Origin of the sequence: Corynebacterium rouxii (assembly GCF_902702935.1) — a bacterium.
Taxonomy (GTDB): domain Bacteria; phylum Actinomycetota; class Actinomycetes; order Mycobacteriales; family Mycobacteriaceae; genus Corynebacterium; species Corynebacterium rouxii.
In genome coordinates this window covers 2271330-2292936 of sequence record NZ_LR738855.1, presented here as the reverse complement: position 1 = coordinate 2292936, position 21607 = coordinate 2271330, and the positions used below count along the sequence as shown (strand labels likewise).

The 21607-nt window shown below is 53.5% G+C and carries 20 protein-coding genes and 1 pseudogene; 11 read left to right on the top strand and 10 right to left on the bottom strand.

Annotation, left to right across the window (positions count from 1 at the left end; all coding sequences use genetic code 11):
- Nucleotides 1-149: 149 nt before the first annotated feature.
- Genes CIP100161_RS11160 through glpK form a run of 3 tightly spaced genes read left to right on the top strand, consistent with a single transcriptional unit; the run spans nt 150 to nt 4153 of the window.
- Entirely contained in the window at nt 150-1874 is a 1725-nt protein-coding gene (locus CIP100161_RS11160; RefSeq protein ID WP_155874358.1) for a glycerol-3-phosphate dehydrogenase/oxidase, read from the top strand.
- Nucleotides 1874-2614, top strand: coding sequence for an MIP/aquaporin family protein (locus tag CIP100161_RS11155; protein ID WP_155874357.1), 741 nt, complete (start codon nt 1874-1876; stop codon nt 2612-2614). Before CIP100161_RS11160 ends, CIP100161_RS11155 begins: the two co-directional genes overlap by 1 nt.
- An 18-nt stretch (nt 2615-2632) precedes the next feature.
- Complete coding sequence (gene glpK / locus CIP100161_RS11150; RefSeq protein ID WP_155874356.1) at nt 2633-4153, top strand: glycerol kinase GlpK; 1521 nt, start codon at nt 2633-2635, stop codon at nt 4151-4153.
- Nucleotides 4154-4781: 628 nt separating this feature from the next.
- On the opposite strand, the gene CIP100161_RS11145 is transcribed toward glpK, so the two are convergent.
- The 6 genes and pseudogenes from CIP100161_RS11145 to CIP100161_RS11125 all read right to left on the bottom strand — a co-directional run bounded on the left by CIP100161_RS11145 (nt 4782) and on the right by CIP100161_RS11125 (nt 7878).
- On the bottom strand, nt 4782-5030 hold the full coding sequence (locus CIP100161_RS11145; protein WP_232053160.1) for a hypothetical protein: 249 nt from the start codon (nt 5028-5030) through the stop codon (nt 4782-4784).
- Nucleotides 5023-5283 (bottom strand): hypothetical protein, encoded by a 261-nt coding sequence (locus CIP100161_RS12265; protein WP_232053159.1) that lies wholly within the window; start codon nt 5281-5283, stop codon nt 5023-5025. Before CIP100161_RS12265 ends, CIP100161_RS11145 begins: the two co-directional genes overlap by 8 nt.
- Nucleotides 5284-5676: 393 nt before the next feature.
- Nucleotides 5677-5892: a hypothetical protein gene (locus CIP100161_RS11140; RefSeq protein WP_155874353.1), complete on the bottom strand. Its 216-nt coding sequence runs from the start codon at nt 5890-5892 to the stop codon at nt 5677-5679.
- Nucleotides 5889-6038: a hypothetical protein gene (locus tag CIP100161_RS11135; RefSeq protein WP_166443175.1), complete on the bottom strand. Its 150-nt coding sequence runs from the start codon at nt 6036-6038 to the stop codon at nt 5889-5891. Before CIP100161_RS11135 ends, CIP100161_RS11140 begins: the two co-directional genes overlap by 4 nt.
- Nucleotides 6039-6284: 246 nt before the next feature.
- Nucleotides 6285-7526, bottom strand: a pseudogene (locus CIP100161_RS11130) (IS256 family transposase).
- Between the two features lie 139 nt (nt 7527-7665).
- Nucleotides 7666-7878, bottom strand: coding sequence for a hypothetical protein (locus CIP100161_RS11125; protein WP_155874352.1), 213 nt, complete (start codon nt 7876-7878; stop codon nt 7666-7668).
- Between the two features lie 312 nt (nt 7879-8190).
- Between CIP100161_RS11125 and relB the strand changes: the two genes are divergently transcribed.
- Nucleotides 8191-8424 carry a type II toxin-antitoxin system RelB family antitoxin gene (relB, locus tag CIP100161_RS11120; RefSeq protein ID WP_155874351.1) on the top strand — a complete coding sequence of 78 codons (234 nt, stop codon included), beginning with the start codon at nt 8191-8193 and terminating at the stop codon, nt 8422-8424.
- A gap of 239 nt (nt 8425-8663) precedes the next feature.
- Here the strand turns inward: relB and CIP100161_RS11115 are convergent, their stop codons facing one another.
- Nucleotides 8664-10457, bottom strand: a complete 1794-nt coding sequence (locus tag CIP100161_RS11115) for an N-acetylmuramoyl-L-alanine amidase (protein ID WP_155874350.1) — start codon at nt 10455-10457, stop codon at nt 8664-8666.
- A gap of 125 nt (nt 10458-10582) precedes the next feature.
- On the opposite strand from CIP100161_RS11115, the gene CIP100161_RS11110 reads away from it, so the two are divergent.
- From CIP100161_RS11110 to CIP100161_RS11085, 6 genes are all read left to right on the top strand, one after another.
- Nucleotides 10583-11218, top strand: a complete 636-nt coding sequence (locus CIP100161_RS11110) for an iron chelate uptake ABC transporter family permease subunit (RefSeq protein WP_155874349.1) — start codon at nt 10583-10585, stop codon at nt 11216-11218.
- Between the two features lie 21 nt (nt 11219-11239).
- Nucleotides 11240-11503, top strand: coding sequence for an ATP-binding cassette domain-containing protein (locus tag CIP100161_RS11105; protein ID WP_232053158.1), 264 nt, complete (start codon nt 11240-11242; stop codon nt 11501-11503).
- Nucleotides 11504-11603: 100 nt separating this feature from the next.
- A complete protein-coding gene (locus CIP100161_RS11100) occupies nt 11604-12629 on the top strand; it encodes a type IV toxin-antitoxin system AbiEi family antitoxin (protein WP_155874348.1) in 1026 nt (341 codons plus the stop codon).
- A gap of 203 nt (nt 12630-12832) precedes the next feature.
- Complete coding sequence (gene glf, locus CIP100161_RS11095) at nt 12833-13996, top strand: UDP-galactopyranose mutase (RefSeq protein ID WP_155874347.1); 1164 nt, start codon at nt 12833-12835, stop codon at nt 13994-13996.
- Nucleotides 13997-14087: 91 nt separating this feature from the next.
- Nucleotides 14088-14375, top strand: coding sequence for a hypothetical protein (locus CIP100161_RS11090; protein ID WP_155874346.1), 288 nt, complete (start codon nt 14088-14090; stop codon nt 14373-14375).
- A gap of 857 nt (nt 14376-15232) precedes the next feature.
- Nucleotides 15233-15868 carry a DUF6923 family protein gene (locus tag CIP100161_RS11085; RefSeq protein ID WP_408609468.1) on the top strand — a complete coding sequence of 212 codons (636 nt, stop codon included), beginning with the start codon at nt 15233-15235 and terminating at the stop codon, nt 15866-15868.
- Nucleotides 15869-16094: 226 nt separating this feature from the next.
- Here CIP100161_RS11085 and CIP100161_RS11080 read toward each other — a convergent pair whose 3' ends face one another.
- From CIP100161_RS11080 to betA, 3 genes are all read right to left on the bottom strand, one after another.
- Complete coding sequence (locus tag CIP100161_RS11080; RefSeq protein ID WP_155874344.1) at nt 16095-16679, bottom strand: PIN domain-containing protein; 585 nt, start codon at nt 16677-16679, stop codon at nt 16095-16097.
- A gap of 23 nt (nt 16680-16702) precedes the next feature.
- Nucleotides 16703-17143: a helix-turn-helix domain-containing protein gene (locus CIP100161_RS11075; RefSeq protein WP_155874343.1), complete on the bottom strand. Its 441-nt coding sequence runs from the start codon at nt 17141-17143 to the stop codon at nt 16703-16705.
- Nucleotides 17144-17266: 123 nt separating this feature from the next.
- Complete coding sequence (gene betA, locus CIP100161_RS11070) at nt 17267-19060, bottom strand: choline dehydrogenase (RefSeq protein ID WP_155874342.1); 1794 nt, start codon at nt 19058-19060, stop codon at nt 17267-17269.
- A 270-nt stretch (nt 19061-19330) separates the two neighbouring features.
- On the opposite strand from betA, the gene betT reads away from it, so the two are divergent.
- Nucleotides 19331-21556, top strand: coding sequence for a choline BCCT transporter BetT (gene betT, locus CIP100161_RS11065; RefSeq protein ID WP_155874341.1), 2226 nt, complete (start codon nt 19331-19333; stop codon nt 21554-21556).
- Nucleotides 21557-21607 lie beyond the last annotated feature (51 nt).

Here is a 21607-nt window from a genome sequence, read left to right as displayed (position 1 = left end):
TTTGCTGCCACCACCACTGGTTATACCACCTGCAACCAGTTGTTATTATCTCCGAAACTAAAAAATTTGCTCTGAGGGTCTAGTCTGCCTAACTTACGGTTCAGTAGGGTTGGGGCAAACCTCGGAAGCAAAGAAGGAGTGTGGCAACTATGACCACGAAATCCCATTGCACATTCAACCCCGACTACTACCAGAACGTCTGGCAGCGCTTCGGTGAAGAAGAATACGACGTTGTCGTCATCGGTGGCGGCTCCGTCGGCGCAGGTGCAGGCCTCGACGCAGCCATCCGCGGCCTTAAAGTGGCCGTCGTAGAGTCCCGAGACTTCGCAGCCGGCACCTCCTCACGATCATCAAAAATGTTCCACGGTGGCCTGCGATATCTCGCCATGCTGGACTTCAAGCTGGTGGCCGAATCCCTCCACGAGCGCGAACTCAACATGTCCACGCTCGCACCACACCTGGTCAAGCCGCTGAAATTCCTCTTCCCCCTCACACACCACGTGTGGGAACGGGTGATGATGTTCGGCGGCTTTACTCTTTACGACCTCATGGGTGGCGCAAAATCAGTCCCCATGCAAAAGCACTACTCCCGTAAGGGAACACTCGCCATGGCCCCAGGACTAAAAGACGACGCTGTGGTCGGATCCGTCCGCTACTTTGACACGCTTGTCGACGACGCCCGCCACACCATGACAGTCCTACGCACCGCCGGCGAACTCGGCGCAGATGTTCGCCCCTCCACCCAAGTAGTCGGCTTTGAAAAAGACGGCAACCGCGTGGTCGGTGCCATCCTCCAAGACACCGACACCGGCGAACAAACCACCATTCGCGGCAAGGTATTCATCAACGCCACCGGCGTATGGAACGACCACATTGAAAAGCTCGCCGGCGGCAACGGCCCCTTCTCGGTCCACGCATCCAAGGGCGTGCACATCGTGGTACCAAAGAACGTCTTCGATGCTGACGCAGCCATGTGCTTTGTCACCGAAAAATCCGTGCTCTTCGTGATCCCATGGGGTGAATACTGGATCATCGGTACCACCGACACCGACTGGGACCTCAACCGCGCAGATCCTGCACCAACTGCCGCCGACATCAACTACATCCTCGACGAGGTCAACCAACGAGTCCGCCGACCCATCCAACACTCCGACATCGTTGGCGTCTACTCCGGACTCCGCCCACTGCTCTCCGGCAAATCCGACACCACCACCAAGTTGTCGCGCAACCACGCCGTTGCAAAGGTCATGCCAGGACTCGTCTCCGTCGCCGGCGGTAAGTACACCACCTACCGTGTGATCGGCAAGGACGCAGTCGACCTCGCCGCCGAAGACTTGGACTTCCGTGTACCAGCCTCGGAATCGGAACGCACCCCGATCCTCGGTGCCGACGGCTACCATGCCCTACAAAACCAAGCACCACGCATTGCCCGCGCCTTCGGCACCACGGTCGACGTCGTCGAGCACCTGCTCGGCCGCTACGGTTCCCTCGTCCATGAGGTCCTAGAACCGAGCGTCGACAAGCCTGAGTTGCTCGAACCCATCCCAGGTGCGCCGGGCTACATCAAAGCAGAGGCCGTCTACGCCGTCACTCACGAGGGTGCCTTGCACGTCGAGGACATCGTGGAACGTCGCCTACGTGCCGGCATCGAATACGCCGACCGTGGCGTTGCCGCAGCTCCCGCCATCGCCGAGCTGGTTGCCGATTACCTTGGCTGGGACGCTGAGCGCACCGCCGCCGAGGTCACCGCGTTCACCGACCGCGTGTCCGCCGAAATTGCCGCCGAGAAGGAGCTCACCGACAAAGCCGCCAACGAGCACATCGTGGCAGGCTCCGCGGTGCGTAGCTATGTGGATGTGTCAGGTGATAACTGATGACCGCCCTACAAGCATTCGGCTGGGAGTTTTTGGGCACAGCCCTCCTACTTCTCCTCGGTAACGGCGTTTGCGCCGTCAACAGCCTGCGCACCTCTGCAGGCAAAGGCACTGGCTGGGTGCTTATCGCTTTCGGCTGGGGCATGGCGGTATTCGTTGGTGCCTCAGTGGCAAGCCCCAGCGGCGGCCATCTCAACCCAGCGGTCACTATCGCGCTGGCGATCAAAGGCAGCACACCATGGAACCTGGTAGGCGGCTATGTTCTCGGGCAATTCCTCGGAGCCATGTTTGGTGCGATCCTGTGCTGGCTGACATTCAAGCAGCTTTTCGACGCCAACAACATCGACGAAAACGGAAACGTTACGGGAGCTAACCGCACCACCGGCGGCATCTTCTTCACCGGCCCCGCCCACAATCAGAACGGGTGGAACATGGTCACCGAGTTCATCGGCACCTGCGTGCTGCTGCTGTTCATTTTCTTCGGCCCCACCGGCGGCGACCTAGGTCCCATGACCTATTTCGCAGTCGCCTTCGTGATCGTTGCCATAGGCTTGTCACTAGGCACACCGACCGGCTACGCCATCAACCCTGTGCGTGACCTCGGCCCCCGCCTGATGTACGCCTTCGTGCTGCCCATTAAAGACAAAGGATCCGCGAACTGGGGCTATGCCTGGGTTCCGATCGTTGGCCCCATGCTCGCCGCAGTCTTCTGTGGAGTGCTGGCCACTGTAGTGCTGTAGTGAAAGGGAACCACACCAATGAATCAACCACAGTATGTTGCTGCGATTGACCAAGGAACGACGTCGACACGCTGCATCATTTTCGACCACAACGGCCAACAAGTAGGCGTTGGCCAGTACGAACACGAACAAATCTTCCCCCAAAAAGGCTGGGTAGAGCACGACCCAATGGAAATCTGGGCCAACACTCGTCAAGCCGTTGGGACAGCACTCGCTGAAAGCGACGTCTCCCGTGAAGACATCGTGGCCGTAGGCATAACAAACCAGCGTGAAACCACGGTGGTCTGGAACAAAACTACTGGTGAGCCCATATATAACGCCATTGTGTGGCAGGACACCCGCACTAACTCCATCTGCTCGGAGTTAGCCCAAGGCGACCCTGCCCGGTGGCAGAAACGTACCGGTCTGCTCATCAACTCATACCCCGCGGGCCCTCGACTCAAGTGGATATTGGACAACGTCGAGGGTGCCCGCGAACTAGCAGAGAACGGCGATTTGCTCTTCGGAACCATTGACACGTGGTTGTTGTGGAACCTGACCGGCGGTGCCGAGGGCGACAACGGTCAACCCGCCGTTCACGCCACCGACGTAACCAATGCCTCCCGCACCCTGCTCATGGACCTGGAATCCCTGCAATGGGATGAGGAACTATGTGCCGCGTTGGACATTCCGATGCAGGTGTTGCCAGAGATTCGTCCTTCAGTTGGTAACTTTGGCCAAGTACGTGCTCGTGGATCACTAGCTGGTGTTCCGATCCGCGCCATCCTCGGCGACCAGCAAGCCGCAATGTTCGGACAGGCATGCTTCCGCCCAGGTGACGCCAAATGTACATACGGCACGGGGTTGTTCCTTCTAGAGAACACGGGCAAAACCCCGAAGCATTCCGAAAATGGTTTGCTCACCACCGTCTGTTTCCAACTCGAAGGCGAAAAACCGGTCTATGCCCTTGAAGGATCCGTCGCCATGGGTGGCTCGCTCGTCCAATGGCTACGCGACAACCTCCAAATCATCCCGAACTCGCCCGCCATCGAAAACCTCGCACGCGAAGTACCGGACAACGGTGGCGTGTACATCGTTCCCGCATTCTCCGGACTATTCGCACCACGCTGGCGCCCCGACGCCCGCGGGGTCATCGTGGGCCTGACCCGCTTTGCCAACCGCAAGCACCTCGCCCGCGCAGTGCTCGAAGCTACCGCCTACCAAGTACGCGAAGTGATCGATGCCATGGTCGCGGATTCCGGAGTAGAACTCACCGAAATGCGTGTCGACGGCGGCATGGTCATGAACGAACTACTCATGCAATTCCAAGCCGACGTCCTACGATCCGACGTCACCCGCCCCAAGAACATCGAAACCACAGCCACCGGCGTAGCCTACGCAGCCGGCCTCGGCGTGGGCTACTGGGACAGCCTCGACGTACTCCGCAGCATGAACGAAGTAGACAAAACCTGGCACGCCAAGATGGACGCCGACAAGATCGACGAACTCCTTGCCGAATGGAACAAAGCAGTCGAACGCACCTACAACTGGGAAAACTAACTGCCTCCACCTGAAATAACAGCAAACCCGACGAACTATCCAGCTCGTCGGGTTTGTTTTGTGGGGTGGGGTTTGATGATTGTGCTGTGCATCCAGAGTATTAACTGGAACGAGCGTGGTTCTGGTAGCAGCAGAGGGCTTCGATTCTCAGATTTCAATTGGTGGTTTTGCACGCTAGCCGATACAACGTCAATCCGGTGGCCAGAGGTAAAACATAGGCATATGGAGCAATACGGTGCTTATTGGTTGTGATAGCACACTTTGGTGATCGGGTTACGATTTGGTATGAGAAAAGATTATTTGAAGGATGCTGCACTTGTAGCGATGCATGAGTAGTTCACTGCTCGTGATGTTCTCGCGGAGAAGCGGAGTGTTGCAAAAAAGGCGTTGAAAACTGCGAAACTTTGTGGCGTTACGAACCGTGAACTAGCTGAAGAGCTGCCCACCTCAGAGAGTGCTTTATCAAGGTTTTCCGCAAGCTAAAAATAAGTTTTGATGCTATCGCAAACATTTGGGATGTCTTTTTCTGGAAAGTACCTCCGCGTGTGCGGAGAAGACGGGCCGCCACGACCTTACCTTCCAAAATGAGAAAGCCGCCACAAATGTGACGCCCATACCATTCATCAAATTAAACTGACTCTACAGATTGGTAATACAGCAATGCGTCAAGCATGTCGATGACAGGGCCATCATCATAATTTTCTCTGATCAGACTAACCACTGCATCAGACAGCCCAACAGACGTATAAGCATCGTCTAACAGCGCGGTGATAGCGTATTCAATTTCTCCCGCATTAAGGTTAGATTCTGCATCTTCACGATCAACGCTAGACGGAAGAATGGCATCGAGTCGAGCATAAACTTCCTTGCTACTCAACAACTCTCTTCGCCTCCCTATCTGGGGTATCGCTGTATGCCGTGTCCGGTATAACTCTACCATCAGGCAAAACGTTGTAGCTCACTCTCGCAGTTGTTCCATGGATGTCTTTCCGCACAACTCGTTTAACTTTACCTGAGAGTGCGTAATCTGGGTTCTCCAATGTGGCAACGATAGCGTCAACAATATTTTGATCAGACCACGACTTATCAAACTTAGATACATCACGCTTGCTATCCCACGTATGCCCCATACGAATATTCTCCGTGTGCGGATAATCCACTTCACCGCGACGAGGACGATCCCGCCACCCATAAAGAACATGTCCAACCAACCGGTTAAGGTCCTTAGGTAACGGTTCCCCCGGGGAATGCCTTAGACATCCCATCGCCTTGATACGAAGGAACCTTTACCCGTTGAATCTCAGGCCACCGCTTAGCCGCTTTGAGCTCGCGGAAATACCTCCGCGTGTGCGGAGAAGACCGCTCGGTCCTTCACCATCAAGCCACATAAGCCCCCTGGTTGTGGGCATGGATAGCATTGGTGTCGATTCTGGGAGGGAATCAGATGCACCAAGCGCTAGTGTGCACATATCGGCTGTGATCCACCATAGTTCCATGGTTCTGTTGTATTTGGGGTGCGTTTGCTACAGGGGAGCCTGGGCGGTTTTGTGCCATGTTTGGACTTCTTCGGCGCCCCAAAGTGGCATTCGTTTTCCGAGTTCGGCGACTGGCAGGGGGGCGCGTCCCGTGGATGTGTAGGTGCTGTGCCACGTGTTGGTATTGATTCCGCAGTGTTTGGCGCAGTCTTCTACTCGCCATAGTTCTCGTCCACTGTCTTTGTCGGTGATGGTGGGGTTCATTCTTTTTCTTTTCGGAGTTGGGTTCGGATATTGATGATGGATATGGTTGCGAGTGCGGTGGTGATTGGCCATATTGCTGGCGCGACTATTGTGCAGCTGATAGCAACGGTGAGGCCTGCGAGTGGGCCGATAATTCGAGATGTCATTGCGTGTCTCCTTTTGGTATGGTTTTGTGGCTCTTCCGGTTTTAGAGTGCATTGATTAGTTCGCCGGGGGTTCGGGCGTGGCACAAGATATTAGGGTCCTTGGCTTTTGTAGGAAAAGGGTATCTAAACCATCCACCCCAAAACCAAGAACCTACTGTGCAGCCTAACGGAAATGTCATCGTCGATACCATCTGCGGCACCGCAGACTAGGAGAGGGTGTCAGTCCTTTTGTGTACGGGGGTTGATTTACAAGTATGCGGCGAACCTGTCGGGGTAGGCCACGGATAGCTGATTGATTGCCTGCTTCCAGTTGCTGGTCTTGCTGCCTTCGACAAGTCGCTTGGCTGAAGCAGACACCTTGGCTCCTTCTTTAGCGCGGCGGGCAGCACGACGGTCCTCGATGTTACAGATCATCAACCACAGCGTTTTCACTGCCGCTGAATCCGACGGGAACTGAACGCGGTTTCGTGTTGCTTTCCGCAGCTCACTGTTCATCGATTCGATGGAATTCGTGGTGTAGATAACCTTCCTTGCCGCTGGCGGGAACTGCAGGAACGCAATGAACTTGTCCCACGCGTCGCGCCAGACTTTCACTGATTGCGGATACTTCTGGCCAAGCTCGCTGGCCTCAAACTCATCGAGTGCACTTCGAGCTTCATCCTCGTTGACAGCGGTATAGATGCCTCGTAGATGCTTCGAGACCTCTTTCCGGTCGCCGTAGGCTACCCCACCTGTTAGCGGCACGAATCAGATGCACCACACAGGTTTGGACCATGGAGTCCAGCAGGTTGCCTAGATTGCTTCGGGAAAGCCTTTCAGTCCGTCACAGCAGACGATGAAGATATCTGCTACTCCACGGTTGGCGATTTCTGTGCACACCTGCGACTAGAATGCTGCACCTTCATTGGTGGCCACCCATAAGTCCAGGATGTGTTTGATGCCTTCCATGTCCACACCAACAGCTATGTAGACCGCTTTGTTGACGACGTGTTCGTTGTCACGGATTTTTACACGTAGGGCATCAAGGAAGATCACTGGGTAGAACTCGTCGAGTTGCCTGGTCTGCCACGCGGTGACTTCCTCTAAGACCGCATCGGTGACCGCGCTAATGGTATCTGGCGACAAGTTCACGCCGATGGTGGTAGCCAGATGATGTTCGATGTCACGCACGGTCATTGCGCCCGCATACAAACTAATGATCATGTCATCGAGGTCGGTAAGTCTGCGGCTGCCCTTGGGAACCATGCGCGGCATAGAGGTGCCTGCTCGATCTCGAGGGACACTGATATCAACTGGTCCGTATGCCGAGTCCACGGTTTTGGGATAGGAGCCGTTACGGCTGTTGGATTGGCCGGCAGCTTCCTTAGCAGCTCGGTCGCTGTTGACGTAGCCTGGGTGTGCATCCATTTCCGCGCTGAGCCCACTGTTAATCGTGGCCTGCAGCAAGCCACGCACCAGCTCGTTGGCGTCGGCGGTTGATTGACCCAGCTGCTAGATCAGCTTGGCGGTTTCCGGGTTGCTCATCAGCCGGCGGCTGATATCGGCGACGCGCTCAGCGTCACCATGTTTCTTGGGGGACTTAGGCAGTCATTGTTGCGCACTCTCCTTTGTGATTGAGGATTAAACCTCATACACAAAGCTTCCGACACCCTCCTGCTTGGGCTTTATCATGCACGGCTTTAATGTGTGCACGCTTTTTCGGTGTCGTGCTTTTGGCCCAAGAATGCAGCGAGTCACGGTTGATATCGAGCTCTGCTGGTGCTGCGTTCAGCGAGAGGTCCTCATTGTTCTCATAGAGAGCTACAGCATCGCGTCTGAACTGTTCGGAGTACTTGGACATGATGGTAGGTTACCTTTCTTCCCAGCCCGACTGGGCTGGATATCAGGTGTCCACCAAAAAAGGGGTCAGGTCCTTCTTCCTTCCGAGGAGATGTAGGAGTTGATTCGAAAGGTACCCGCGATGGTCGCCTGTATGCGCACCGGCACAAGGCTTACCGCGGGCGACAGATACACCACACCAAAGGGCACAACCTAGCTTTCCTGCTTTACTTGAGCCAGCGCTACCGGTAAACACTAAAAGAGCAAAAGAACGAGCAAGCCTAGAAATAGCTAAGATCTGGACTACTCACCCTGCTTATGTAAACATATTTACATGATCAATCCTGTTATAAGCTTACGTATCGGGGCGAGTGAAAAAGAGCGGCTTGATGAGCTATCACGGCGTACCGGTCGGTCAGGATCTTTTTACATACGAGAAGCCTTAGAAAAACATCTTGACGAGCTTGAGTACGTCTATGGTGTTCGCAGCGAGTATGAAGCTATTCGACGCGGAGAGCTGGAGACAATCAGCTTGGACGAGGTAGAGCGTGACCTCTTGGACGGTTGAGTTTTCTCCGCGTGCTGCTAAGGAGTTCCGGAAGCTTGACCGGCCAGTTCAAAAGCGCATTGTTGCGTATCTTCGAGAAATCTCTGCGTCACTACGTCGCGTAGTTTGTTTTCCAGATTTTTAGGATTCGAGATCATTCCGAGTCATCTATAGCGTCTAAACCTAAATCCTACAACCACATTGCTGGCAGACCATGGGTAAACAAAAAGCTCGCCCCAGCTGGGGCGAGCTTGTGTTTGTTACTGCACCTGGATGTCGACGGCGCTTGTTGTTGGGTTGAAGGTGATGTAGCCGTGTTGGAAGTTCACGCGTTGGAGGCCGTCAACTTCAAAGACGGAGCTGGTGGGTAGTCCTAGGGGGCCGGCTTCGAAGCCTTGTTGTGCCCATAGGTCGCCGATGGTTCCCCAGAGGGCGTTGGTGCCGGTTTCTGGGTTGCTGATTACGATGCCGTTGTCAAAGAGGGCGTAGTCGATTGGGGTGCCGGTGGCAGAGGCGTAGTGGGCGATAGGGGAGCGGGCGTTGCCGAGGGCTGCGTCGGCGAAGGTGTTTACGTCGCGCCATACGCGGGAGACGTCGTTGTTGCCAAGGAGTTCAACGATTTTGCCGATGATGGGCTGGAGCTGGGAGAGTTTCAGCCCGCCGATGACGGGGACGTCGCCAATGTTGTTGAGGTTGCCGATCAGACCGAGCGCGGTGGCTGCTGCGACGGCAAGTCCGACCAAGGAACCTGTGTTTGCAGGGGTGGAGCCTTGGCTGAGTAGCGCGATGGGATTAGTGCCAGCGGTTGCGGCTGGTGCAGGCGCTGGGTTTGATGGCGCAGAAGGTGCTGCGGGTGCTGCCGCGCCGGAGCCGGAGCGGATCGAGTCGTATTTCTGCTTGGCGATGTTGCGGATGTTGTCCATTTGGGCGTATCCGTATTGGCCTGGGCAGGAGGTGTTTCCTACGTCGCGGTGGGCGAAGATGTTGGGCAGGCGTACTGCTTGGCCGTAGGGGTAGAAGGTGTAGCTGGAGCCTTCGGAGTAGTGGGTGTCGTAGCCCTTGGGGTCGATACCTGCGACTTTGGCGCGCCAGCCGGCGAGTTCGCCAACGGATTTGATCATGGCTTGTGGGGGCTGGACTACGTCATAGTTACCCATCATGGAGATAGCCCAGGTGTTGGAGTTGAAGCCACCTGCGTGTGCGCCAACGATGCTCTTGTTTAGTCCGCCGTAGCGGCCTTCGAAGAGGTTGCCGTATTTGTCGGCGAGGGCGTGGTATCCGATGTCGCACCAGCCGAGGGTTTGTGCGTGGTACTTGTAGATGCCGCGCATGATGCCGGGGGATTCGTTCTGGCTGTAGTTGTTGGATCCTGCGGTGTGGTGAATCACAATGGCTGATGTGCGATTCTCATATTCTGGTGCTGAGCAGCGGAGGGATTCGTCGGCACCCCAGCCTGCGCGGGAGATGACGCGGGGCATGCCGTCGGAGTCGGCGGTGAGGTTGATGCCGTTTTCGGGAAGATCGGAGGTTCCGCCGTCGATAAAGACTGCGTCCAAGTTGGCTGCGTCGGGGTCAAGGAGGTCAACGCCGCTGATGGACACCTGCACCGCGGTGGTGGGTTCGATGTAGATCAGGTCGGTGCCCTTTTTATGATTGGGGTTGTCTGATCCATAGTCGAGGGGTTCGGTGTCGAACCATTCGGTCCAGGTGCCGTCGGGGCGTTGGCCGCGGACGAAGGCTGCGATGTCGCGTTCGCCGTTCCAGGTGAGTGCGAACTGTGAGAAGGGTTGTTCGCGGTGGAATTCTTTGACGGTTTTGGGGCCTTGGCCTTCACCTTGGGTGACGATTGCTGGGTCGGTGACCAGCACGTTGTTGCCGTCGGCAAGGCTGGAGGTGGTCAGCTCTGGGTTGATGGGGGCGATGGCGTCGCCTTGGGTAAATAGCACGGTGTTGGTGCTTACGCCTACGGCTGCTGCGCCGACCAAGGTGATGGCCATGATGGCTGCTGTGACTGGTTTCGGCGTGCGGCTTATCAGCCTTCGTCGTTGCTGCACTGTGTTCTCCCTCGATGTGATGTGCGCGTGTGTCTTCTGAGGAGAAAGACAATCTTTGTTAACTCTAGTGCACCTAGTAGCAAGAAGAAACCCCTGAGACGTGTGTGATTAAGGGGGAAACGCATATGAACACAGCATGCAGTGTTGCTCAATGTTCGTCTCCCGCGCATTGCGACGGCAGTGGTGGTCGGGGCGATGTTGGCGACGCCACCACCGTGATCCTCGCCGGTGTGGCTGTGGCGGCCTTTGCTTCTGCTGCGCAAACCTACATCCAGCAAAGCAACATCGACCACGTGCAGCGCATTTTCTCGTGGATGTTGGGCAGCCTCAACGTGTCCAAGTGGAGCACCGTGGCAACAGTGGCCCTGCCGGTCGCGGTGTGTTTACTTGTGCTGGCCTGTGCCCACCGCCAACTCGACGTGATCACCCTAGGTGATGCGGAAGCTGCAGCTCTTGGCGCTAATCCGCGTCTTATCCGGGGTGTGCTCATTGCTACCGCCACGTTGGGAACCGCCTGCGTGCTGGCTCCCTCGGAACTTCCCGTCGGCGTGGTCACCCCCGTGCTTCACGACGTCTCCCTCCGCCTCGCCTCCAGCGAATGGCTCACCGTGGTGGGCCCTAATGGTTGTGGTAAATCCACGTTGCTCAACATTGCGGCTCGTGTGATCTCGCCGACCACGGGCGAGGTGAGCGTCGCAAAGCTACAAGCGCGCACTACGTCGCCGCGACGCTGGGCGCAACACGTAGCTCTCATGCCCTAACGCCCCGTGATCCCGGCGGGAATGACCGTAAAAAACTATGTAGAACTGGGATTTTATGCCGCAGGTAGTGTCAACCGGACGTTGCTCCAAGAAGTGACGGATACCCTCGACCTTAGCCTCAAAAGCGAGGTTGCACGGCTATCTGGCGGGCAGGCACAACGAGTGGTCCTCGCACTCGCCAACCTCTACTCACAACGCGTAGCACTCATGGATGCCGGCCGTATCATCGCAGTGGGCAAGGATGTGCTCACCGTCGAACGAGTAGAAAAAATCTACAACGCGTAGGTCACGGCATGCGGGTCCATCATAGTGCCACGGCGATGACCAGCACTGTTCAGGAATGATGAACGTTCACTATTCCTGAACAGTGCTGTAGGGTTGCTTTATGACCACTACGCGAACTGGCTCGCAAATATTCATGCGCTCGGGGCAATGGAACGAGTTATGGAAAGAAAAAAATGTTCCACTGCGATTTACCAACCCCAACATCAGTTTTGATGGATCGGACCGGGCAAAAGCTGAAATTGAAGTGGTCGATTCACAAGGGAAAAGCCTTGCTACACGGAATATGCAGATCATTCCGTGGCAGCATGACATAGCGAATCTTCACCTGCCAGAAAGAGATTCGCTCGTACTAATGCCATGCGCCACTAGAACAGTAGGACGGCGGCTTACGGCAAGAAATATCGGATTAGCTGACACACGCGGCAATTGCGATATTTCGTGGCCAGGCGTGATGATTAAAATCTATGGTCAGCAAGCTGTTACTAGTGCGCGATCCCGCCAAAAAACCGCAATGCTTTTTAGCGTGCGACGTGCCCAAGTCGCCGCGATGATATTGACGTATCCATGGCTACTGTCGGAGCCAGTTCGAGTGATAGCCCGATACTCGGGAGTTTCCGTAGGCACCGTAAGCAACGCCCTCAAGGTTTTCCAAAAAGCAGGTTATCTTGCCGAAACCATGGACGGGCACCGACTAGTTAACGCGGAATTATTTCTTAGTGCTTGGGCCCGTGCGTATCCCACAGGGCTGGGAGCAGATCTAGAGTTGCTGCGCGGAAAAGCACAACAACTGCCTCCATATAACCTTGAACATTTGGGTGTTAAGGCAAGCGAAAACGCAGTATCAGACCACATTTCTGATGGACAATCTGCTTCGCTATACCTAGGAGAAGAAACCTTTTTACCCAAAGTGATCAAGGAACTTAGGCTGGTAAAAAACCCAGCTGGAACAATAACTTTGCGACGAGCTTTTTGGAATACGATAGATGTCAAAGAGATTCCAGAGGCGATTGTGTACGCCGATCTTCTTAATTCTGACGATGCCCGCCTTTGGGATGTTGCTCAAATAATAAAAGCCATTATCTTTAAACGAGCAAGGGGAGACTGGTTAGGGGGCCAAGATGGATGATATTAAACGAGTTGTAACGGCACTCAGCAGTGTGGTTGCAACTGAGAAGCTCAAGCGGTTGAGAGATGCGTGCAGCATTTAGAAATTCCTAGCAAGAACCCTCCTCAGATTGAGGTGCGCTATGCGCAGATTATGGCAGTGCTTGAGGGGATTTGTGGTGCCTAACCCCCATAAGGTTGAGCTTTCCGGCTACACTCATACCCATGTCTGACTTTGATCTGATCGTGGTAGGTTCTGGCCTGTTTGGCCTGACGGTTGCTGAGCGCGCTGCTAGCCAGCTGGGCAAGAAGGTACTCATCGTGGAGAAGCGTTCTCACTTGGGTGGCAATGCTTATTCGGAGGCGGAGCCAGAGACGGATATTGAGATCCATAAGTATGGTGCGCACTTGTTCCACACTTCTAATAAGCGGGTGTGGGATTACGTGAATCAGTTCACCGCTTTCACCGATTACCAGCACCGTGTGTTTGCTATGCACAATGGCACTGCTTACCAGTTCCCTATGGGCTTGGGTCTGATTAACCAGTTCTTTGGCCGTTACTACACTCCTGATGAGGCTCGCGAGTTGATCAAGGAACAATCTGCGGAGATTGATTCCAAGGATGCAACTAACTTGGAGGAAAAGGCGATCTCGCTGATTGGCCGCCCGTTGTATGAGGCGTTTATTCGCGATTACACGGCGAAGCAGTGGCAGACGGATCCGAAGGAGTTGCCAGCCGGTAACATCACGCGGTTGCCTGTGCGTTACAACTTTAATAACCGTTATTTTAACGACACTTATGAGGGTCTGCCTGTCGACGGCTACGCGCAGTGGTTGAGTAACATGGCTGATCACGAGAATATTGAGGTGCGGTTGGACACCGATTGGTTCGAGGTACGTGAGGATCTCCGCGCACAGAACCCTGAGGCTCCTGTGGTCTACACCGGCCCACTGGATCGCTACTTTGACTACTCTGAGGGTCACCTTGGTTGGCGTACCTTGGACTTTGAAACTGAGGTGCTGAACACGGGTGATTTCCAAGGAACCCCTGTGATGAACTACAACGATGCGGAGTTCCCGTACACGCGTATTCACGAGTTCCGTCACTTCCATCCTGAGCGTGAGGATCGCTACCCAAAGGACAAGACGGTGATTATGAAGGAGTACTCGCGCTTCGCGGAAGAGGGCGACGAGCCGTACTACCCAATTAACACCCCAAGCGACCGCGAGATGTTGCTCAAGTACCGCGAGCTTGCCGACGCCGAGACGGAGTCCAGCAAGGTGTACTTCGGTGGGCGTCTGGGCACGTACCAGTACTTGGACATGCACATGGCCATTGCTTCGGCATTGTCGATGTTTGATAACAAGCTTGTTGATGAGCTTTCTTAGAGGATTGTACTTTATGAAAGTTCTGATACAATTTCATGTTGTTCTTATTTTCCCTTGGTTATGACTATCCCTCAGATAGGTGTGATTTCTGATGAAGAAAAAGCTGGCTTCTATTGCACTTTCCTTCCCCTTGTTGATGGGAGCCGGTGTTCTGGCTGCCGCTCCTGCTCAGGCAAGCGTTGAGGTGTGCTACGAATTTCAAGATCCTTACAAGCCTGACGTATGCTTTGCTGAGATAGAAGATGAGAGTGACTCGCCGGTCGTGAAGCATGAGACTCCCACCGCTTCGGGAGCGCATAACTTCTGGGGTAATCTTTTTGCTCAGCTAGCTGGGTTTGTTACCAAGATGTTCTCTTGGTTTACAGGTTTGTCCTCTTAAAATATTCAGAAGTTTTTACCCGAGTGGGTTAGTCAGTAAAGTACTGGCTGTCCTACTCGGGTTTCTGTGTATGGGGTGTTTCCACCTTAAAGTTAGCAGATGTGATTATTAAGTGTATTGAGGTGTCTGCTGACAATGACGCAGCTTTTATCGAGAGTGGACTTTAAAAAAGAGTAGTGGCACTTTCCCAAAGAAAGAGTTCGGGTGTGGGGAGTGTGGTAAAGATGAAACCACGCTTATCACAGATCTTTCTCAGTCAGAGCATGCTAGTTCTGGTGTAGATACACGTGCTGGAGACATTTTTGAACTCAACTTTACTGATGAATATGCAGACGATGAGTCTCGTTATTCTTATAAGGTCTATGTGTGAGATGAGCCCGAGACCAATGCTTTAGAAGAATTAGCTGCAAACACTGATGCAAACTTTCCGGCTAGCGATGATCCTGCTGTTATTCAACCTCGCGCTTACAAGGCTAGTAATGACTACGCTTCGGCTAGGAAAAGAAATGTTGATACCGAACTGGCGTCTAATACACATACACTATCGGTTTTAAGGCAACAACGGCGCCCAGCTGTTATTGCAAAATACGCGGGATTGTAGAACTTCATGCTCGTGTGAGCAGGCTCCTTGAGCTAGGTAGTGGCCCCGTAGATTGGTCTAGTTCTGGCATAACAATTGCATTTTTAAAAAAGATAAAAGAACAACCACAAACTTATAATTTCCTGAGAATCTAAAGTCTCCTTGGAATGCACATGGGCTGTTAGCGGCAGACAGAAACCTGTTGCGGAGCAAGCTTCTTTGGTTGTTAAAGGCAGCGGCACAGGAGTAACTGAAAGCTCAACGCTTCCTGGCGGAGGTGAACCAGTATTTCAACAGTATTCGGAATCGGGTGGGACAGTATGGGTTGGTATGTCTGCGCACAGCAACCCTAACCAAACATTTAACGATAGAAACACTAAGCAACTATATGAGCAAAGAATACGGACCAACCATTTTCCGTAAAATCGGTGCACCTACCAACTGGGTATATAACGCATTAGCGTATAACCCTCTTGATGGTTACCTCTATGGAATTAGTCGAGGACGTATTAAGATGCTTCGTTCAATATCTTCCCGCTCTACTTACGATGAGGACCCTAGTTATCCAGCTGGGCATTTGCTGAAGATTTCTCCTGTTAATGGAACTGTAGAAGATATCGGGCCTATAACAGGGATTCAAAGTCAAAGAGCCGATACTTGGCCGAATGATCTGTGGGGCGGTATAACGTCAGGAGTTATCATGGCGGATGGAACCTACGCATTTTCTAATTCATCACAGTCTGGTACCCACAATCTATATATCTTGGACTTGAGTAAGCTGGCGAACAGAACTGCTCGACGTTTTATGAATACTAATCTTCAATCAAATGACTACACTTATTCAGAAGATGCTTCCATCAGAAGATGCTTCCAATGGATATATACGGAATCCGTAACCGTAGCAATGTATTAGAGTGTATTGACTTAAAACTGGTGCTATTGCAACTATAAATCTACAAGGGCTTACGGATGCATTGGGGCAATTCTGTCTCTACTGGCATTTACGGTACAACATGGACTTATGCTAACGGCAATCTAGGCTGCGGCATGGGTTTTTAGGACAAGAGAGGGGAAGTAGAAATATTTCATGACGTAGGGTAACCGCACGCGATTCGACCGGTTACCCTACGGTACAGGTATCAAAAAATCATTCGGTGACCGTTGCGTTTTACGTAGTCGGTCGCCCATTCAACTCGTAGGCTAAAAACTGGGCACCCTGCATTAGCAAGAGATTCACTCAAACTTTTTCTTGAATTCCGGTGATATTTCAGCTGTTCTTTTAGTGGTGCCCATAGGGAATGCGGGTTATTGTCAACCACTAAAGTAAAAAATTGATCCGCGTTAAGGATCTCATAGTATTCTTTCTCCGGTGCTTGTGTGATATCGCTGGGATGGTTCTGCGTTAGTAGAATGTCTGCGTTGCAGGAACTGGCTGCTGCATGTATGTGGTAGTCATGAATGTCCTTACCTGTAAAAGTCGAGGTGGGACTGAAATTAGAAACGACTTCGTCAAGGTTCAGTCGGATAAGTTCAGCTCGTCGCCGAGTGTAGTGCCCTGGAGCCATAGGGCTTTTTGCCCTCATATTGGCAAGAACCTCGGCAATAACATCTTCGCTGGTGTGGAGTTGAAAAATTCCTTCGTTGGAATACCGTAGAAGAAACATCCAGTCCATAAGAGTTTTACTAAAGAAAATGTTGGCATCAACGAATACCCGTTTTGTCACGTCCTTGGCCTCATAGTAGAAAATTAATCTTCGATGTGAGACTCTTGATCCAATGCGCGCAGTGTTGTGAAAGCTTGCAGTTGTTCTTGGCGTCTCTTCTCTTTTAATCGGAGCACGTCTTTTCGGTAAAAGCGGTTATGCGAACCAATTTTAAAACTGTTGATTTTCCCTTCTCGCACCCATTTCATTAGCGTGGGACGTGATATTTCGAGTAGTTCTGCAGCAGAAGTACTAGTGAGTTCATCCGGGATTTTGTATAGACCGATAGTTTCTCCTCTCACGAGTGAGTCCAAGACTGAACTCAGAATGTTTTGGATAGCATCCGGAAGTGGTGAAAAGGTTCCATCGGCTTGGCGGATGCCCATAGCGCTGGCTTCTATATCTAATGGTTCGAGTTGCTGGGCTTGCGCATATATAGAATCGAATACCGGGATGCGTCGGTGGTGATGTGCTGTGGACGCCATCTTTTCCTTTCACTTTCCTAAGGGTGGCCAACGCTAGATTAACGAAGTTTCAGTTATAAGTGAAATCTAGTGTGAAAAGTAGTGCCGCTGAACAACATATTCAGCGGCACTACTTAAGATGTCTTAGTGGCAGGCGCCAGGGATGGCCTTCGTGTGATCGCGAACTTTCTCGCCCTCGGCGTACAGCGGCATGCCCTGCTTCGCCTTGTAGAACGGAACGTCGATAGGTGCCAGCGGCTTAATGCCCTTAATCAGATCGGCAGCCTTTTCTGCCATCATGATCACAGGTGCATAGATGTTGCCGTTAGTAATAATCGGCATTGCAGAAGCATCGCACACATACAAGCCATCGATACCGTGGACTTGCATGCTTTCTGGATCTACTACAGCCATAGCGTCGTCAGCCGACCCCATCTTTGCGGTACACGAAGGGTGCAGAGCGGTTTCAGCGTCGTTACGCACCCACTCCAAGATCTCCTCATCGCTCTGCACGTCCGCGCCGGGAGAAATCTCGCCGTCGGTGTACTCCTTCATGGCATCCGTGTCGAGCAAACGACGCGAAACGCGCACGGCCTCAACCCACTCGCGACGATCCTGCTCAGTGGCCAGATAGTTGAAGATAATCTCCGGCTTGGCCTTAGGGTCTGGCGAGGTAATGTGCACATGCCCCAAGGTGTCGGAGTACATGGGGCCGACGTGGAACTGGAAACCGTGATCGCCTTCCGGTTGGGTGCCGTCGTAACGAATCGCCATCGGCAGGAAGTGGAACATTAAGTTCGGGTAGGCCTCATCGTCATTCGAACGTGCGAAGCCGCCAGCCTCAAAGTGGGAGGAAGCTACAGGGCCTTTCTTGGTGAGCAACCACTGCAAGCCGATAAACGGACGACGCGTCATCTTGTAGTTCGGCTGCACCGACACTGGCTTGGTCACGTTGTACTGAACATAAACCTCCAAGTGATCCTGCAAGTTAGCGCCTACGCCTGGCAGATGTTTGACCACATCAACGCCAGCCTTTTCCAAAACCTCACGATCACCCACACCACTGATCTGCAATAACTGTGGAGTATTAAATGCACCGCCACACAAGATAACCTTCTTGGCTATCACGCGACGTTTCTTACCCTTCCACTCATACTCAACACCGGTGGCCTGCGTGCCAGCTTCGTTGAACAAGATACGAGTGGTGAATGCACGGGTGCGCACCTCAAGGTTGGTGCGATCCATAACTGGGTGCAAATAAGCGCGAGCGGCAGAAAGGCGCTTGCCCTTCAAAATGTTGCGGTCAAAGGGGGCAAAACCCTCTTGGCGGTAACCGTTGACGTCGTTAGTGAGGTTGTAGCCGGCCTCTTGAACGGAACGGAAGAATGCTTGGAACAGTGGGGTAGTAGCTGGGCCACGAGTCAGCTTCAGTGGGCCGGTGTGGCCGCGACGGGGATCGTTAGCATCGGCACCCAATGCTGTTTCCATCTTGTTGAAGTACGGCAGCACGTGCTTGAAGTCCCAGTTCTGCATACCTGGCAGCGCGCCCCACTTCTCGTAATCCATGGGGTTACCACGCTGGAAAATCATGCCATTGATGGAGCTAGATCCGCCGAGAACCTTGCCGCGGGCATGGTAGATGCGACGGCCGTTCATGTGTGGTTCTGGTTCGGACTCGTAAGCCCAGTCGTAGTACTTATTGCCGATGGGGAAGGAGAATGCTGCGGGCATATGGATGAACAAGTCCCACAGTGAGTCGGAGCGACCGGCTTCCAGCACCATCACACTTGTGTCGGGGTCTTCCGAGAGGCGATTGGCAAGCACGGATCCGGCGGAACCGCCACCCACGATAACCACATCGCGTGTCCGGTCTTGAATAAATTCGCCGTCTGTATCGTGCTTAGAAATTGAGGTGCGGAGTCGGTTTCGTAGACTCATATATCTCCTTTTTCTTTCAGATTTATCAGCTTCTTCTTTTATCTAGTGTGCCAGTGAGTTGAGATTGCTGCCACATAAAACTGCTGCGCTGTGTAGTGTCGACAGTGATGTGCCGGAGAACGAACACGGTGGAAACAAGCAAAAATGCGACTTCGAAACCGTAATTTTGTCTAAAAAACCAGTGAGTCAAAACTGCTGTCTCACATGGCGAAACATCGGCTCCGGCAACAGCAATGACGATGAGTGGATGATAAGAAGAGGTGACACGGCGTGAAAGAAGATGCTCACACAGACGGTGACGTGTCCTCGGTGGACGCATCAACCTCACATGGGGGTAAAATGCAGGGGGTAAGGGAAGCTGCACCAAAAGTTTTGGTCGGTTCATATAAAGCCGGTGCGGGGGGAGTTTCGAGTGCTGGTTTCGCGGGTGCCAACGACATCCCCGAACCCACTACAAACTGGCCAGTTTTCAGTGCATCCGCAGTAGGTATTATCGCACTGACACTCTGGGCATTCTTCGCCCGTGACAAGGCTGCTGCAGCCCTTGGTGCTGTCACCGAGTGGATCTCCACCAACTTGGGCTGGTTCTATATCCTCACCGCCACTGTGGTGATCGTCTTTGTTATCGGTGTTGCTGTCACTAGAACTGGCAGTATCCGTCTAGGGCCCGATCACTCCCGCCCACAGTTTAAACTTTTCTCGTGGTCGGCCATGCTGTTCGCCGCCGGTATTGGCGTGGACCTTATGTTCTTCTCAGTCGCGGAACCGGTGGCCCAGTACTATGGCCCGCCAGTCGGGCAAGGTGAAACCCGCGAGGCTGCCGAACAAGCCGTGGTGTGGGCACTGTTCCACTACGGCATGACCGGGTGGGCACTGTATTGCTTAATGGGCATGGCTTTTGGTTACTACGCCTACCGTTTAAATATGCCACTGGCTATCCGGTCGGCGCTATATCCGTTGATTGGCAAGCGCATTCACGGTGCTGTGGGTAACTGCGTAGACATCGCTGCCATGCTCGGTACCGTCTTCGGTATTGCAGCCTCGTTGGGTATCGGCGTGGTGCAGCTGAATTACGGCATGAAAGTACTCTTTGGGGTAGAAGAAGGCCCTATCTGGCAGATCATCCTTGTGGTGGTATCAGTGGCCGTCGCAACGCTTTCTGCGGTATCCGGCGTCGATAAGGGCATTAAGGTGCTTAGTGAAATCAACGTTTTGCTCGCCATAGCCCTCATGGTCTACGTGGTCATTGCAGGTAAAACCGCATTTTTGCTTGACGGTCTTGTGATGAACATCGGCGACTACGTGTCCTCCCTACCAGGGATGACCATGGATACCTACGCGTTTTCCGACGATCCAGAGCACACCAAGGCATGGTTGGGTGCGTGGACCCTCTTTTTCTGGGCATGGTGGGTGGCATGGGCGCCGTTCGTGGGTTTGTTCCTCGCCCGCATCTCTCGCGGACGCACCCTGCGCCAATTCGTGTTCGGTACCTTGAGCATCCCATTCCTGTTCATCGTGCTGTGGATGAGCTTCTTTGGTAACTCGGCACTTGCCATCGTGCGCGGCGGCAACGACGCTTTTGGTCACGAGGCTGCCGCTAACCCCCAGAGTGGCTTCTATGATCTACTAGCTACCTACCCAGGGGCGATATTCCTTGTGGGACTGGCCACCATGATCGGCCTGTTGCTGTATATTACCTCCGCCGACTCCGGCGCGCTGGTGATGAGTAACTTCACTTCCACTACCCACCACAGCAGTCAAGATGGCCCAGTATGGTCTCGAATCTTCTGGGCTGTGGTTGTTGGTACGCTCACTATTGTGATGCTGCAGCTCGACGGTATTGCCACCGTCCAGTCGGCCACCGTGGTTATGGGACTGCCGTTTACCATCGTGATCTATCTGGTCATGGCCGGTTTGGTGCGCTGCTTTCGATTGGAGCAAACCCAAAAAGATGCTCGCGTGGTGTCGGTTCACGCTGCTATGTCGGGGCGTAGCGCCATCGGTGAACAGCAGGGACACTCTATTTCGTGGCGCCGTCGCCTTAGTCGTGCCAACACATGGCCAAGTGCGGTTAAGACGCAGGCGTACATTACCAATGTGGCAGCACCGGCACTCACGCAGGTTGCAGAGGAATTGTGCCATAAGGGGATTAATGCACGATTGGTTACCACGGAGTCGCAGGAGGTTGAGGGCTTGGACCTGATCGTGGAGATGGGCTCTGAGCAAAACTTCCGCTACCAGCTGCTACCAGTGCGCAATCCCGTGCCGCAGTTCACCCGTAAGGCCAATGCCTCGGAGAAGGAAACCTACTACCGCCTTGAGGTGTGTGACCTTACAGGTTCTTTGGGGTACGACGTCTACGGCTATACCCAGGAGCAGCTCATCGACAACGTGCTGGATTTGTACGAGCGTCACCTCGAATTCCTGCACATGCATAGTGATCTGCCGGGGTCCTCGGATCTTAGCGACGGTGCAACTCCGCCGTTGTTCTCCTAAGATCGGGGGCCCGCTAGGGCACTTTCTAGGTAAATAATCAACATAGTATTA

Excerpts from the sequence above, each read along its gene's own strand:
- CIP100161_RS11160 (WP_155874358.1), top strand. The coding sequence starts at position 150 with ATGACCACGAAATCCCATTGCACATTCAACCCCGACTACTACCAGAAC.
- CIP100161_RS11155 (WP_155874357.1), top strand. The coding sequence starts at position 1,874 with ATGACCGCCCTACAAGCATTCGGCTGGGAGTTTTTGGGCACAGCCCTC.
- glpK (WP_155874356.1), top strand. The coding sequence starts at position 2,633 with ATGAATCAACCACAGTATGTTGCTGCGATTGACCAAGGAACGACGTCG.
- CIP100161_RS12265 (WP_232053159.1), bottom strand. The coding sequence starts at position 5,283 with ATGGGGCATACGTGGGATAGCAAGCGTGATGTATCTAAGTTTGATAAG.
- CIP100161_RS11140 (WP_155874353.1), bottom strand. The coding sequence starts at position 5,892 with ATGAACCCCACCATCACCGACAAAGACAGTGGACGAGAACTATGGCGA.
- CIP100161_RS11135 (WP_166443175.1), bottom strand. The coding sequence starts at position 6,038 with ATGACATCTCGAATTATCGGCCCACTCGCAGGCCTCACCGTTGCTATC.
- CIP100161_RS11125 (WP_155874352.1), bottom strand. The coding sequence starts at position 7,878 with ATGTCCAAGTACTCCGAACAGTTCAGACGCGATGCTGTAGCTCTCTAT.
- relB (WP_155874351.1), top strand. The coding sequence starts at position 8,191 with ATGATCAATCCTGTTATAAGCTTACGTATCGGGGCGAGTGAAAAAGAG.
- CIP100161_RS11110 (WP_155874349.1), top strand. The coding sequence starts at position 10,583 with ATGAACACAGCATGCAGTGTTGCTCAATGTTCGTCTCCCGCGCATTGC.
- CIP100161_RS11105 (WP_232053158.1), top strand. The coding sequence starts at position 11,240 with ATGACCGTAAAAAACTATGTAGAACTGGGATTTTATGCCGCAGGTAGT.
- CIP100161_RS11100 (WP_155874348.1), top strand. The coding sequence starts at position 11,604 with ATGACCACTACGCGAACTGGCTCGCAAATATTCATGCGCTCGGGGCAA.
- glf (WP_155874347.1), top strand. The coding sequence starts at position 12,833 with ATGTCTGACTTTGATCTGATCGTGGTAGGTTCTGGCCTGTTTGGCCTG.
- CIP100161_RS11090 (WP_155874346.1), top strand. The coding sequence starts at position 14,088 with ATGAAGAAAAAGCTGGCTTCTATTGCACTTTCCTTCCCCTTGTTGATG.
- CIP100161_RS11075 (WP_155874343.1), bottom strand. The coding sequence starts at position 17,143 with ATGGCGTCCACAGCACATCACCACCGACGCATCCCGGTATTCGATTCT.
- betA (WP_155874342.1), bottom strand. The coding sequence starts at position 19,060 with ATGAGTCTACGAAACCGACTCCGCACCTCAATTTCTAAGCACGATACA.